This window comes from Acidovorax sp. GW821-FHT11A03 (assembly GCF_058809075.1).
The window spans coordinates 120,306-133,050 of sequence record NZ_JBXASG010000009.1 but is presented as its reverse complement, the minus strand read 5'-3'; the positions used below and the strand labels follow the sequence as shown (position 1 = coordinate 133,050).

12 protein-coding genes are annotated in these 12,745 nt (G+C 70.4%); 7 read left to right on the top strand and 5 right to left on the bottom strand.

Annotated elements, in window-relative coordinates; translation table 11 throughout:
• Positions 1-69: 69 nt before the first annotated feature.
• Positions 70-1,827 carry a methyl-accepting chemotaxis protein gene (locus AC1RVY_RS21935; RefSeq protein ID WP_218296638.1) on the bottom strand — a complete coding sequence of 586 codons (1,758 nt, stop codon included), beginning with the start codon at positions 1,825-1,827 and terminating at the stop codon, positions 70-72.
• A gap of 226 nt (positions 1,828-2,053) precedes the next feature.
• Between AC1RVY_RS21935 and AC1RVY_RS21930 the strand changes: the two genes are divergently transcribed.
• From AC1RVY_RS21930 to AC1RVY_RS21905, 6 genes are all read left to right on the top strand, one after another.
• Positions 2,054-2,488 carry a glycerate kinase gene (locus tag AC1RVY_RS21930; RefSeq protein WP_218296639.1) on the top strand — a complete coding sequence of 145 codons (435 nt, stop codon included), beginning with the start codon at positions 2,054-2,056 and terminating at the stop codon, positions 2,486-2,488.
• Between the two features lie 39 nt (positions 2,489-2,527).
• Positions 2,528-3,466 carry a branched-chain amino acid transaminase gene (locus tag AC1RVY_RS21925; RefSeq protein ID WP_218296640.1) on the top strand — a complete coding sequence of 313 codons (939 nt, stop codon included), beginning with the start codon at positions 2,528-2,530 and terminating at the stop codon, positions 3,464-3,466.
• A 5-nt stretch (positions 3,467-3,471) separates the two neighbouring features.
• Positions 3,472-3,678 carry a zinc-finger domain-containing protein gene (locus AC1RVY_RS21920; protein WP_492808141.1) on the top strand — a complete coding sequence of 69 codons (207 nt, stop codon included), beginning with the start codon at positions 3,472-3,474 and terminating at the stop codon, positions 3,676-3,678.
• Positions 3,679-3,681: 3 nt separating this feature from the next.
• On the top strand, positions 3,682-4,500 hold the full coding sequence (locus tag AC1RVY_RS21915; RefSeq protein WP_218296642.1) for a glycosyltransferase family 2 protein: 819 nt from the start codon (positions 3,682-3,684) through the stop codon (positions 4,498-4,500).
• Positions 4,497-5,750 (top strand): O-antigen ligase family protein, encoded by a 1,254-nt coding sequence (locus AC1RVY_RS21910; protein WP_218296643.1) that lies wholly within the window; start codon positions 4,497-4,499, stop codon positions 5,748-5,750. The genes AC1RVY_RS21915 and AC1RVY_RS21910 overlap by 4 nt, the downstream gene beginning before the upstream one ends.
• A gap of 187 nt (positions 5,751-5,937) precedes the next feature.
• Positions 5,938-6,912: a glycosyltransferase gene (locus tag AC1RVY_RS21905; protein WP_218296644.1), complete on the top strand. Its 975-nt coding sequence runs from the start codon at positions 5,938-5,940 to the stop codon at positions 6,910-6,912.
• A gap of 389 nt (positions 6,913-7,301) precedes the next feature.
• Here AC1RVY_RS21905 and AC1RVY_RS21900 read toward each other — a convergent pair whose 3' ends face one another.
• Both AC1RVY_RS21900 and AC1RVY_RS21895 read right to left on the bottom strand, forming a co-directional pair.
• Positions 7,302-8,462 (bottom strand): NAD(P)H-dependent flavin oxidoreductase, encoded by a 1,161-nt coding sequence (locus AC1RVY_RS21900; RefSeq protein ID WP_492808139.1) that lies wholly within the window; start codon positions 8,460-8,462, stop codon positions 7,302-7,304.
• 55 nt (positions 8,463-8,517) lie between these two features.
• A complete protein-coding gene (locus AC1RVY_RS21895) occupies positions 8,518-9,387 on the bottom strand; it encodes a LysR substrate-binding domain-containing protein (RefSeq protein ID WP_492808137.1) in 870 nt (289 codons plus the stop codon).
• Between the two features lie 47 nt (positions 9,388-9,434).
• Here AC1RVY_RS21895 and AC1RVY_RS21890 point away from each other — a divergent pair, with 47 nt between their 5' ends.
• Positions 9,435-10,718 (top strand): YbfB/YjiJ family MFS transporter, encoded by a 1,284-nt coding sequence (locus AC1RVY_RS21890; protein WP_492808135.1) that lies wholly within the window; start codon positions 9,435-9,437, stop codon positions 10,716-10,718.
• Here AC1RVY_RS21890 and AC1RVY_RS21885 read toward each other — a convergent pair.
• Both AC1RVY_RS21885 and AC1RVY_RS21880 read right to left on the bottom strand, forming a co-directional pair.
• On the bottom strand, positions 10,687-11,946 hold the full coding sequence (locus AC1RVY_RS21885) for a HAMP domain-containing sensor histidine kinase (protein WP_218296648.1): 1,260 nt from the start codon (positions 11,944-11,946) through the stop codon (positions 10,687-10,689). The genes AC1RVY_RS21890 and AC1RVY_RS21885 overlap by 32 nt on opposite strands.
• 46 nt (positions 11,947-11,992) lie before the next feature.
• The gene (locus tag AC1RVY_RS21880; protein WP_218296649.1) at positions 11,993-12,715 is read right to left on the bottom strand and encodes a response regulator; all 723 of its coding nucleotides are present in this window, start codon (positions 12,713-12,715) and stop codon (positions 11,993-11,995) included.
• Positions 12,716-12,745 lie beyond the last annotated feature (30 nt).

Below are 12,745 nucleotides of genomic sequence, written 5' to 3'. Positions count from 1 at the left end.
GTGGGGGGCTGGATGCAGAAGTGCGCAATTAGAGCAGCCGATGGTGGCGGCCCGTGCCGCACCGGCACGTCAGAAAGACTCCCAGTCGTCATCCGACGCCTTCTGGCCCGCCGGGGCCGCGGGTGCGGGAGGCGGTGCTGGGCGCGCCGCGGGGGCCTGCAGCGGCCTGGCAAGGGGCGGGGCGGCCTTGGCGGGGGCGGCTTTGAGCGCGCTGCCCGCCGCCCGAGGCCTGGGCGCCGGGGCCGGCGCGCGGGCAGGGCTGGGCGTGGTGCTGGCGGGCTGGTGGCCCACGTTGAAGACGGACACGACCTCGGCCAGGCGCTGCGCCTGGTCGCGCAGCGAGGCCGCGGCGGCCGCCGATTCCTCCACCAGGGCGGCGTTCTGCTGCGTCATCTGGTCCAGGTTGCTCACGGCCTGGTTGACCTGGCCGATGCCGTCGCGCTGTTCGCTGGAGGATGCGGTGATCTCGCCGATGAGGTCGGACACCCGGCGCACGCTGGCCACGATCTCGTCCATCGACTGGCCCGCCTGCGCGACTTGGCCCGAGCCGGTCTCCACGGTGTCGACCGAGGCGCTGATCAGCTCCTTGATCTCCTTGGCCGCGGAGGCGGAGCGCTGGGCCAGGCCCCGCACCTCGCTGGCCACCACGGCGAAGCCCCGGCCCTGTTCGCCCGCGCGGGCGGCTTCCACGGCGGCGTTGAGGGCGAGGATGTTGGTCTGGAAGGCGATGCCGTCGATCACGCCGATGATGTCGGCGATCTTGCGCGAGCTGCTGGTGATGTGCTGCATGCTCTCGACCACCTGCGCCACGACCTCGCCGCCCCGCGTGGCCGCCTGCGCGGCCGTGGTGGCCAGCTGGTTGGCCTGGCGCGCGGTGTCCGCCGACTGGGTGACGGTGGCGGTCAGCTCTTCCATGCTGGCGGCGGTCTCTTCCAGGTTGGCGGCCGTCTGCTCGGTGCGCGACGACAGGTCCTGGTTGCCCGTGGCGATCTCCACCGAGGCATTGGACATGGAGTCCACGCCGCTGCGCACCTCGGAAACCAGGCCGCGCAGGCGGGCCGCCATCTGCGATACCGAGCGCAGCAGGTGGCCGAACTCATCCTGGCGATCATCCTGCGCGGACACGGTGAGGTTGCCGCTGGCGATGGCATCGGACAGGTCCACCGCCCGGTTCAGCGGGCGCGTGATAGAGCGCACCAGCAGGAACGACAGCACCAGGCCCAGCGCGAACACGGCCCCCTGGGTGATCCAGGCCAGCAGGTTGGCGCGGCTGCGGGCGGCCTGGGCCTCCTGCCGGGCCGCGTCGCGCTGGCTCTGCTGCAGCTGCACGAAGGTCTCGAGGCTGTCCACATAGCGGCCGATGGACGGCAGGTACTTGGATTCGATGAACGACTTGAAGGCGGCCCCGTCGCCACCCTGCTTGATTTCGCGCGCCTGCTTGTTGAGGGCCAGCACATGGGTGCGCTCGGCGGCCACGCGCTCGAGGGCGGCCTTGTCCGCCGGGCTGGTCGCCAGTTCCACCACCTTGGCCTGGATGGCCGAGATGCCGGCCACGCCGGCCTTCACGCGGCCGTCGAACAGGGCCGTCAGGTCCGCATCGGGCGTGGAATTGCTGGCCAGCACCCGCTCGCCGGTGGTTTCGGTGGCGCCCTTCCATTGCGCGGCGAGCGTGATGCGATTCTCGAACGATGCCATCGACTCCATGGACCGGTCCATCACCTGGGCCACCTGGTGCTGCGCCCAGACCGACACCAGCAGCATGGCACCCAGCAGCCCCACGATAGAACCCCACAGCTTGGGCGACAGGCGCACGTTATCCAATTTCATTGACCATCTCCAGAAAGGACGAGTCCGCATTTTTCGTGCTTCCGCCACGGCCGTAAACACTTGCGGGGCCCGGCCCGCCTTCGCGTGCGATGTTCTTTCATTAATGTAGTGCTTACACAACGAAACAATTTCTCGGCCAGCGTCTGGAGGTGCCTTGCCGGCCGCTTGGCGCCCCGGCCTCGGGATCTTTGCCGGCGGCCCGGGCGCTCATATGACAATACCGCCCATGAATTTGCGCAAAATCCTGGTGCCCCTGGGCGTGGTGGGGCTGGTTGTTTTTGGTTTCATGGCCTACGGATGGCCCGGTGTGGCCGCCGTCATGGGCGGGCTCGTCATGTGGGCGCTGCTGCATTTCACGCGGCTCATGAATGTGATGAAGAAGGCCGCCAACCGCCCCATCGGGTATGTGGGCAGCGCGGTCATGCTCAACGCCCGCCTCGGCGAGGGAGTCAACCTGATGCATGTGGTGGCCATGACGCAGTCCCTGGGCGAGCAGCTGTCGCCGGCGCAGGCCGAGCCGGAGGTGTACCGCTGGACGGATGGCACCCAGTCGCACGTGACGTGCGAGTTCCGCCACGGCAAATTGGCGAAGTGGACGCTGTGGCGGCCCGAAGGCGACGGTTCCGCCGCCCCGGCGGGCCAGCCCCCGGCCGCCCCGTAAAATCCCCGGTTTGCGACCCACAGCAACAAAAGGACACCCATGAGCCCCGTAGTTCCCTCGATGGCCGACCGTGACGGCAAGATCTGGATGGACGGCCAGATGGTCGATTGGCGCGACGCCAAGATCCATGTGCTGACCCACACCCTGCACTACGGCTGCGGCGCCTTTGAAGGCGTGCGCGCCTACAACACCGCCAACGGCACGGCCATCTTCCGCCTGGAAGAGCACACCGACCGCCTGTTCAACAGCGCCAAGATCCTGCGCATGAAGATTCCCTTCAGCAAGGAAGAAGTGAACGAGGCCCAGAAGGCCGTGGTGCGCGAGAACAAGCTTGAATCCTGCTACCTGCGCCCGCTGACCTGGATCGGCTCGCAGAAGCTGGGCGTCTCCCCCAAAGGCAACCAGATCCACCTGATGGTGGCCGCCTGGGCCTGGGGCGCCTACCTGGGCGAAGAGGGCATGAAGCGCGGCATTCGCGTGAAGACCAGCAGCTACACGCGCCACCACGTCAACATCACCATGACGCAGGCCAAGGCGGTGAGCAACTACACCAACTCCATCCTGGCCAACATGGAAGCGCTGGACGATGGCTACGACGAGGCGCTGCTGCTCGACAGCTCCGGCTTCGTGTCCGAGGGCGCGGGTGAGAACATCTTCGTGATCAAGAACGGCGTGATCTACACGCCCGACCTGTCGGCCGGCGCCCTGAACGGCATCACCCGCAACACCGTGTTCCACATCGCCAAGGACCTGGGCCTGGAGATCGTGCAAAAACGCATCACGCGCGACGAGGTCTACATCGCCGACGAAGCCTTCTTCACCGGCACGGCCGCCGAGGTGACGCCCATCCGCGAACTCGACCGCATCGAGATCGGCGCGGGGTCGCGGGGCCCGATCACCGAAAAAATCCAGAGTGCCTTCTTCGACATCGTCAACGGCCGCAATTCCAACTACGCCCACTGGCTCACCAAGGTCTGATGAACATGTCGCAAGCAACCGTTGAACTCCTGGCCAAGGACCTGAACGCACAGGGCGGGGTTTTCTGCCCCAGCCCCAAGGCCGACATGAAAATCTGGAACAGCCATCCCAAGGTGTACCTGGACGTGGCCCGCACGGGCGAGGCCAAGTGTCCCTACTGCGGAACGGTGTACCGCCTCAAGGCGGGCGAGCGCGTGCACGCCGGTCATTGATTGATGCCAGTTGCAGCCGGCGGCGCATCGCCGCCGCCCACGTTGACCGTGGCGGTGCTGACCCACAACGAGGCGCACCGCATTGAAGCCTGCCTGAAGAGCGCCGCCTTTGCAGACCAGCTGCTGGTGGTGGACAGTGGAAGCACGGACGACACCGTGGCCATCGCGCGGGGCCTGGGCGCCGAAGTCCATGTCCACCCGGACTGGCAGGGCTTTGCCGTGCAGCGCAACCGCCTGCTCGCCCATGCGCGCGGCGACTACATCTTCTTCCTCGATGCTGACGAAGTGATGACACCGGCTTTCGCGCGGGAGCTGCAGGCCATCGTGCGCTCGGGCGAGCAGGCCGTGTGGAAGATCCGCTGGCGCATGGTGGCGTTCGGGCAGGAGCTCACGCACTTTCGCTCGCAGTCCCAGATCGAGCGGCTGTTCGTGCGCGGCATGGTCCGGGAATACACGGGCGTGGTGCACGAGCAGGCGCAGCTGCATGCGCTGCCCGGTGGTGGCGAGGTGCCGCGCCGCCTGATCAAGGCGCGCCTGCTGCACTACTCGCGCACCACGGTGCGCGGCAGCCTGGAGAAGCTCACGCAGTACGTGATGCTCGGCGCGGCGAAGCGCGCCGAGAACGGGCAGCGGGGGGGGGTGCTGCGGGGGCTGGCTTCGGGCACTTCCATGTTCGTGCGCCTGTACGTGTTCCGCCTGGGCTTCCTGTGCGGGGGCGCGGGCTTCCTGTACTGCTTCTTCGTGGCGCTGGAGGGGTTCTTCCGCTATGCGGCGCTGCGGTACGACCGTGACCGCCTCACGGGCCGGGTGATCCGCGGATGAAGGCCTACCGCTGGTTCGGGCGCTGCGCCAGCCTCGGCGCGTTCATGGTTCCGGGCCTGGCCCTGTGGCTGCCCTCGGGCTATTCCTATGGGGCGGTCGTGCTGCTGCTGGCCGCGCTCGCCAGCGCGCCGGTGTGGTGGAACCGGCCCGCGCCGCGCGCGGCCTGGTGGCTGACGGCGGCGTTTTCCTGCATGGCGGCGCTGTGGCTGCTGGACGTGGGGGCCACCTGGGGCTGGGGCAGCATGGACCGCCCCGTCAAGTACCTGCTGGCGCTGCCCTGCATCTTCTACCTGATGACCTTCGAGCCGCGCGCATCGTGGCTGTGGATGGGGGTGGCGGTGGGCGCGGTGGGCAGCGGCCTGGTGGCCATCTACCAGATCTGCGTGCAGGCGCTGCCCCGCGCCAATGGCTTCACCAACGCGATCCAGTACGGCAACCTGAGCATGCTGCTGGCCGTGATGAGCGGCCTGTTGCTGGTGGTGCAGTGGAAGCGCTGGGTGCTGTGGCAGCGGGTGCTGCTGGCGGCGGCCATCGTGCTAGGCGCGGCGGGGTCGGTGCTGTCGCAGTCGCGGGGCGGATGGCTGGCGCTGGTGCTGCTGCTGCCGGTCAGTGCGTGGCTGCTGGTGCGCACCACGGGGCAGCGCCGAATGTACTGGGGCCTGTGCGCGCTGGCGCTGGCGGCGGCCGCGTTGTCGCAGGTGCCCGCGGTGGAGCAGCGGGTGGACGAGGCGCGCCAGGAAGTGCAGACCTACAAGGACCACGGCGATGGCCGCAGCTCGGTCGGGCAGCGGCTGGCGCACTGGGGCCTGGCGTGGGAGATGGGCTGGGACCGGCCTTTGACCGGCTGGGGCCGCGCGGGCTATGCCGAGGAGAAGGCGCGGCGCGTGGCGGCCGGGCTGGCACACCCGGTGGTGCTCGAATTCGGCCACGCGCACAACGAAATCCTGGATCTTTTCGCCAAGCGGGGGCTGCCCGGCGTGCTGCTGTTGCTGGCGTTCTATGGCATTCCGCTGGCGATGTTCTGGCCCACGGCCCGGCGCATCCGCGATGGGGCGGGAAAGATGGACAAGGAATCGCTTTCCCTGTGCCTGGTGGGAGTGATGGTGCCCCTGTCGTACATCGGCTTCGGCCTCACCCAGGTCTTCCTGGCCCACAACAGCGGCAACATGTTCTATCTTTTCATGTGCCCGCTGCTGCTGGCCGCCCTGCACGAGCGGCGTGCCCGCATCGGCTGCGGCCGGCCGTTCTAGATGCGACACCCCCCTGAGCGGCTTCGCCGCATCCCCCCGCTCTCGCATTGCTGTGCAATGCGGGCAGGGGGACGCAGCCCTCGCTGCGGGGCGGCCCTTGCTCGGCTGCCCGGGACTGGGCCGTGCCGGTTTCAACCGTTGCGGGCCTCGCACAGAGCCATAGACAACTGAGACAGAGGCATTCTTCATGCACATCCTGCTGGTCAACAACTCCCCCATCCCCGTCTACGGCTACGGGGGAACCGAGCGCGTGATCTGGGACCTGGGCAAGACACTCGTCCAGCAGGGCCACCGCGTGAGCTACCTGGTGCCCGAGGGTTCGACCTGCGACTTCGGCGACGTGCTGCCCATCCGCCCGGACGAGCCGTGGGAGGGGCAGATCCCGAAGGGCGTGGACATCACGCACTTCCAGTTCAACCCCCGTACCGAGCTGGCCAAGCCGTACCTGGTGACCGAGCACGGCAACGCGCGCAAGCCCAAGCCGCTGCCACTCAACACGGTGTTCCTGTCGCGCGACCACGCCGCGCGGTATGGCTCCACCGAGTTCGTCTACAACGGCCTGGACTGGAGCGGCTACGGCCCGGTGGACTTCCAATCGCCGCGCCCGCGCTACCACTTCCTGGGCAAGGCGGCGTGGGGCGTGAAGAACGTGCGCGGCGCCATCAAGGTGGCACTGCGCGCGGGTGTGGAGCTGGATGTGCTGGGCGGCACGCGGATCAATTTCAAGCGCGGCTTTCGCTGGACACTGTCGCGCAAGATCCATTTCCACGGCATGGTGGGCGGCACGCAGAAGACGGGCTTGCTCAACGCATCGCGCGGGCTGATCTTTCCGGTGCGCTGGCACGAACCCTTCGGGCTGGCGGTGATCGAGAGCCTGTACTTCGGCTGCCCGGTGTTTTCCACGCCCTATGGCGCGCTGCCCGAGCTGGTGCCGCTGCACTGCGGCGTGCTGTCGGCCGAGGCGAACGTGCTGGCCGAGGCGGTGCGTGGCAACCGTTTCGATGCGCGCGCCTGCCACCAGCACGTGGTCGACCATTTCAGCGCCGAGCGCATGGCGCGCAATTACCTGCGGATGTACGAACGTGTGCTCGCAGGCGAGAAGATCAATGCCCAGCCGCCGGTGATCCAGGGGCCTGCGCGCGAACTGCCCTGGAGGCAGTGAAGCCCCCCTGAGGCGCTGCGCGCCATCCCCCGAGGGGGACGCACCCGGTGGCCCGGCAAAGCCGGTTCCACGGGTGCACTGGCGTCAGGGGCGCGCCAGTTGCGAGGACCGGGGCCTCTCCCTGCGCGGCTGCGCCGCTTCCCCCACAGGGGGACGCACCCTCTGGCCCGGCAAAGCCGGTTCCACGGGTGCACTGGCGGGGCCGCGCGCTTTGCAGAGACCGGGCTTGACCGTCCGCACTGCCTCCATCACTCCCACCCGTTCGGGCTGAGCCTGTCGAAGCCAGGGCGTACACGGTGTTGCAACGCCCGATCACTCTCCAGAGAATCCTGGTTGAATTGCCGATAGCGCTTGTCCAGTAAGCGCTAGAAGCTATCGAATAGATAGCGTCAATGCGCTTGCAGCAACGCTGCCTGCGCGGCCAGCGCCGTCCGCCATTCCGCTTCCAGCGCGGCCACCAGCGCGGCGGCGGGCATGGGGCGCACGGCGGCGACGCCCTGGCCGGCCCAGAGGGACAGGTGGTCGGCGCGGCCGGCTTCGGCGCTGGCCCGGCGCAGGGCGCCGGTGAGGGCGTTCTGCACCGGGTAGGCCGGCACCTCCGTCTCGTGCGCATGCAGGCGCTGCAGCATGGGGTTGACGATGCCGCGCGCGGGGCGGCCCGAGAACACGCGGGTGGTGCGCGTGTCGGTGGCGATGGCCTGGGCCATGGCATCGCGGTAGGCGCGGCCGATGCCCGATTCGTCGCAGGCGAGGAAGGCCGTGCCCATCTGTACCGCCTCGGCCCCCAGCGCCTGCGCGGCGGCGATGCCGCGTCCATCCATGATGCCGCCCGCCGCGATCACGGCCACGCCGCGTGGGCGCAGCGCATCCACGCACTGTGGCACCAGCGCGAGCGTGCCCACCATCGCGGCGGCAAAGTCGGCCTGCGATGGCACGCCCGCGCGCACGGTGGCGTCCGCGGGGGCAAGCCCTTCGGCCTGCGGCCGGCCCATGGGCAAAAAGGTGCCGCGGTGGCCCCCGGCCTCCATGCCCGACGCGCAGACCGCATCGGCCCCCACGTCGGCCCAGGCCAGGGCCTCGGCCACCGTGGTGGCGGTGCCGATCACGTAGCAGCCCGCGTGGTGCAGGCGCTCGACCTGCGCGGCAGTGAGGATGCCGAAGGTGAAGCTCGCCACGGCGGGCCGGGCCTCGACCAGGGCCTCGAATTGCGCAGGGAAGTCCTCGCACCAGCGCGCGGGCACGGCGGCCTGCAGGCCGAACTCGGCGTACAGCGGGGCCACGCGGGCCAGCGCCTGCTCGACGGTGGCGGCATCGGGCGCGGGTGTGTCCTGCACGAACAGGTTGAGCCCGAAGGGCCGGTCGGTGCGGCGGCGCACCTCGGCGGCGGCCTCGGCCATGGCCGCCGGCGAGCGCATGCCGCAGCCCAGCGTGCCCAGCCCGCCCGCGGCGGACACGGCGGCCGCCAGGGCCGGCGTGTCGGCACCGGTCATGGGCCCCTGCACGATGGGCAGGCGAAGGGAGAGGGCGGTGCGCAGGCTGCGGTCGGGCATGGTGACGTTCCGTGAAAGAAAGAAGGAAATAAAGGGGGAAACGAGCTGAAGGCGGTCACTCGACCAGCACCTGCTGCAGCGCATTGAGCGCGGCCGAGCGGTAGCCTTGGCGCCAGGTCAGCAAGGTGGTGATGGTGGTGATCGGCTGCTGGCTCAGCAGGGCCGCGTTCGGCGAGATGCTGAGCACCGAGCGCGGCACGATGCCCGCGCAGCCGCCGCCCGCCACACTGGCCAGGATGGCGTGGTACGAGCCCAGTTCCAGCAGCTGCATGGGCTCGCGCCGTGGCGCGAACCAGTCCTGCGCGATGCGGCGGTAGGTGCAGCCGGGTTCGAACACCGCCAGCGTGCCGGGCTGCACCTGGTCGGGCCCGGCGGCATGCGGGTGGCCGGCGGGCAGGACCAGCAGCAGCTCTTCGGTGAACACCGGCCGGGTTTCCAAGGCCGGGTCGGCGGGCTGGCCCGGCGGCCAGGCCACCAGCACCGCATCGAGCGCATGCGCGCGCAGGCGTTCCACGAGCACGCGGGTCGCGGCGGTCGTGAGCTCCAGCGCCACTCCGGGCCACTGGCGGTGCAGGCGCGCGAGCGGCGCGGGCAGGCGGCTCGCCGCGGTGCTTTCCATCGACCCCAGGCGCAGGCGGCCGGCGGGCGGCCCCGGGTGCAGCGCCTGGCGGGCTTCCTCGGCCAGCGCGAGCAGCCGGTCGGCATAGCCCAGCAGCACCTCGCCCTCGGGCGTGAGCGCCATGCGCTTGCCCTCGCGCAGGAACAGCGGGGTGCCCAGGTCGGACTCCAGCTGGCGCACCCGCGTGGTCACGTTGGACTGCACGCGCTGCAAACGCTCGGCCGCGCGCGTGACGCTGCCCTCCGCCGCCACGGTGCGGAAGATGTCGAGAGCGGCGAGGTCGAGCGGGGGTGGCCCTTTGTCCATCATGAAAAAGTATGAATTACAAAAATTCAATCTCTTGCTAAGATGATATGCAACAGCATTCCCCGTGGCAACCCCATGTCCCCACCGTGAACCCGGCGTCTCTTTCCCCTTCCACCTCCCGGCGCGCTGACGGCGCCACGGCCCTGCAGGTCGCCCTGGCCGGCATGGCCGCGCTGGCGGCGGCCATGGGCATCGGCCGTTTTGCCTTCACCCCGCTCTTGCCCATGATGCTGCACGACGGCGTGGTGGACATCGCCACGGGCAGCTGGCTGGCCACGGCCAACTACGCCGGCTACCTCGCGGGGGCGCTGCTCTACATGGCCTTGCCCTGGCTGGGCCGGCGCCTGGGCGGCGTGCCCGGCAACGCGGCGCTGGTGCGCGGCGGGCTCGTGGCCACGGTGCTGCTCACGGGGCTGCTGGCCGTGCCGTGGCCGGCCTTTTGGCCCCTGCTGCGCCTGCTCGCGGGCGTGGCCAGCGCGCTGGTGTTCCTGGGCACGGCCAACTGGTGCATGGGGCGGCTGGCGCACCTGGGGCGCCCGGCCCTGGGGGGGCTGATTTTCTGCGGGCCGGGGTTGGGCATCGTCATCACCGGCCTGCCCACCAGCGCCATGGTGGCTGCGGGCTGGAGCGCCGCGGCGGGCTGGGCGGCCTTCAGCGCACTGGCGGCCGTGCTGTGCGCGGGGGCGTGGGCGGTGTTCCAGGGGGTGGACGCCCCGGCCGCGGGGGCGGCCGCAGGCGGCGCCTCTGCGCCCGCGCGCCCCGTGGCCGAGCGGACCCTCCTGGCCGTGGCCTACGGCCTCGCGGGCCTGGGGTACATCGTCACGGCCACCTTCCTGCCCGTCATCGCACGCGCGGCGCTGCCCGCCGGATCGGTCTGGCCCGACCTGTTCTGGCCGCTCTTCGGCGCGGGCGTGGCGCTGGGCGCGCTGCTCTCCACACGGATCGCACCCACCCGCGACCGGCGCATGCTGCTGGCCTGGGCCTACCTGCTGCAGGCGGCGGCCATCGGGCTGGGCCTGCTCTGGCCGGGGCGCGCGGGGTTCGCGCTGGGCAGCCTGTTGCTGGGGCTGCCGTTCACCGCCATCACGTTTTTTGCCTTGCAGGAGGCGCGCCACCAGTGGCCCCAGGCGGGCGCGGGCTTCACCGGCCTGATGACCGCGCTCTATGGCATCGGCCAGATCGTGGGGCCGCCCATGGCGGCGGCGCTGCTGGCACGCGCGGGTTCGCAGGCGCAGGGTTTTGACTGGGCGCTGGGCGTGGCGGGGTCGGTGCTGGTGCTGGGGGCCGTGCTCTACGGCGTCATGGCATGGCGCTGGCGCCAGCCGTGCTGACCGGCAGGCGCAGCACGAAGCAGGCGCCACCGCCCTCGCGGTCCTCGCAGTGCACGGTGCCGTTGTGGCGCCCTGCGATGGAGCGCACCAAGGCCAGCCCCAGGCCCACGCCCCCCGCGCGCTCGCTGGCGCCCGGCAGGCGGTAGAAGGGCTCGAAGATGCGTTCGCGCTGGCTGGCTGGCACGCCTGGTCCCCGGTCGCACACGCGCACCTCGGCGTGGCCCTGGCGGCGGTGCACCACCACCGTGATCTCGCCCGTGCTGTAGCGCCGGGCGTTTTCCAGCAGGTTGCGGATGGCGCGGCGCAGCAGCTTGGAGACGCCGCGCACGTCCACGGAGTCGGCGCTGGAGCTCACATCCAGGTCGGCATCCACGCGCGCGCATTCCTCGGCGGCCAGGCCGATGAGGTCCACCAGCTCCACGGTGCCCACGTCGGCCTCGCGCGCATCGAGGCGGCTGGCCAGCAGGATCTCGTCCACCAGCTGGTCCAGCTCGGCGATGTTGCGCAGGATTTCCTCGCGGAACGCGGGCGAGGGCTGCTGCCCGCCCATCAGCTCCATGCCCATGCGGATGCGGGTGAGCGGCGAGCGCAGTTCGTGCGAGGCGTTGGCCAGCAGGGATTTGTGCGACTTGACCAGCGTTTCCACGCGCGCGGCGGCGGCGTTGAACTGGCGCGCGAGGTCGGCCACCTCGTCCTGTCCCTGCTCGGGCACGCGCACCGACAGGTCGCCCTCGCCGAACTTCTGCACGCTGCGCTGCAGCGCCTCCAGCCGCAGGGTCAGGCGCCGGATGATGGGGTACACGCCCACGGCCACCGCCAGGCTCACGATGCCCAGCAGCCACAGGAAGCCGAACGGCGGCCGGGTCCAGAACGCCGCGTCGCCCTGGTTGGGGCCGCCGGGCCGGCCGCCGCGTTCGCCGCGCGGCTGGCGGGGCGCCATCTGCAGCACGAACGGCTGGCCGGTGCCCGACTCGATATGGAACTCGGCCCCTTCGCCGGGTTCGCTGGGCTGGCGCGTGGCCAGGCCGCGCAGCACCAGGTTGCCGGCGGGGTCGCGCAGCACCATCTCGCGCGACGGCGGCACAAAAGGCTGCGCGTTCTGCGCCTTCTGCTCTTCGGCCATGCGCCAGGCCCAGCCCACGGTCAGCGTCAGCACCGCGATGCCGCCGACCACGGCCAGCCAGATGCGCAGATACAGGCGGCGGGAGAAGGGGGTGGAGAGGGACATTCAGCAAAGCGGGGGTGCGCGCCGTGGCAGGGCCGCGCTCCACCGGTCAGTCTTGTTGTTTTGCGAATACATAGCCCACGCCGCGCACCGTGAGGATGCGGCGCGGGTTCTTGGCGTCGGCCTCGATGGCGGCACGGATGCGGCCCATGTGCACGTCGATGGAGCGGTCGAACGCCTCCAGTTCGCGGCCGCGCACGGCCTCCATGATCTGGTCGCGCGTGAGCACGCGGCCCGCGCGCTCGGCCAGGGCCACCAGCAAATCGAACTGGTAGGAGGTGAGGTCGGCCAGCTCGCCGGACACGGTCACGGTGCGCGCGTCGCGGTCGATCTCCAGCGTGCCGAACCGCAGCACCTGCGTGGCCGCCGAGGCACCGCCGCCATCGGTGCGGCGCCGCAGGATGGCGCGGATGCGCGCCAGCAGCTCGCGCGGCTCGAAAGGCTTGGGCAGGTAGTCGTCGGCGCCCAGCTCCAGGCCGATGATCCGGTCCATGGGGTCGCCCTTGGCGGTGAGCATGAGCACCGGCACCTGCGCCGCGCTGCCCTGCAGCGAGCGGATGCGGCGGCACACCTCCAGCCCGTCCATGTCGGGCAGCATGAGGTCCAGGATCACGAGGTCGGGCAACGGCCCGGCGTCCGGCCCCTGCAGCTGCGCCAGGCCGCTCTTGCCGTCCGCGCGGTGCGTGACCTGCAGGCCCGACTGGCCCAGGTACTCGCCCACCATCTGCGCGAGGCGGGCGTCGTCTTCGATCATCAGCAGTTGGGAGCTCATGGGGGCAGTGTAGTGGGAGGCCTGGACAGA

Bases quoted from the DNA above. Each gene is read 5' to 3' on its own strand.
- AC1RVY_RS21925 (WP_218296640.1), top strand. From the start codon at position 2,528: ATGAGCCCCGTAGTTCCCTCGATGGCCGACCGTGACGGCAAGATCTGG.
- AC1RVY_RS21880 (WP_218296649.1), bottom strand. From the start codon at position 12,715: ATGAGCTCCCAACTGCTGATGATCGAAGACGACGCCCGCCTCGCGCAG.
- AC1RVY_RS21895 (WP_492808137.1), bottom strand. From the start codon at position 9,387: ATGGACAAAGGGCCACCCCCGCTCGACCTCGCCGCTCTCGACATCTTC.
- AC1RVY_RS21935 (WP_218296638.1), bottom strand. From the start codon at position 1,827: ATGAAATTGGATAACGTGCGCCTGTCGCCCAAGCTGTGGGGTTCTATC.
- AC1RVY_RS21930 (WP_218296639.1), top strand. From the start codon at position 2,054: ATGAATTTGCGCAAAATCCTGGTGCCCCTGGGCGTGGTGGGGCTGGTT.
- AC1RVY_RS21915 (WP_218296642.1), top strand. From the start codon at position 3,682: ATGCCAGTTGCAGCCGGCGGCGCATCGCCGCCGCCCACGTTGACCGTG.
- AC1RVY_RS21890 (WP_492808135.1), top strand. From the start codon at position 9,435: ATGCAACAGCATTCCCCGTGGCAACCCCATGTCCCCACCGTGAACCCG.
- AC1RVY_RS21920 (WP_492808141.1), top strand. From the start codon at position 3,472: ATGTCGCAAGCAACCGTTGAACTCCTGGCCAAGGACCTGAACGCACAG.
- AC1RVY_RS21885 (WP_218296648.1), bottom strand. From the start codon at position 11,946: ATGTCCCTCTCCACCCCCTTCTCCCGCCGCCTGTATCTGCGCATCTGG.
- AC1RVY_RS21905 (WP_218296644.1), top strand. From the start codon at position 5,938: ATGCACATCCTGCTGGTCAACAACTCCCCCATCCCCGTCTACGGCTAC.
- AC1RVY_RS21910 (WP_218296643.1), top strand. From the start codon at position 4,497: ATGAAGGCCTACCGCTGGTTCGGGCGCTGCGCCAGCCTCGGCGCGTTC.
- AC1RVY_RS21900 (WP_492808139.1), bottom strand. From the start codon at position 8,462: ATGCCCGACCGCAGCCTGCGCACCGCCCTCTCCCTTCGCCTGCCCATC.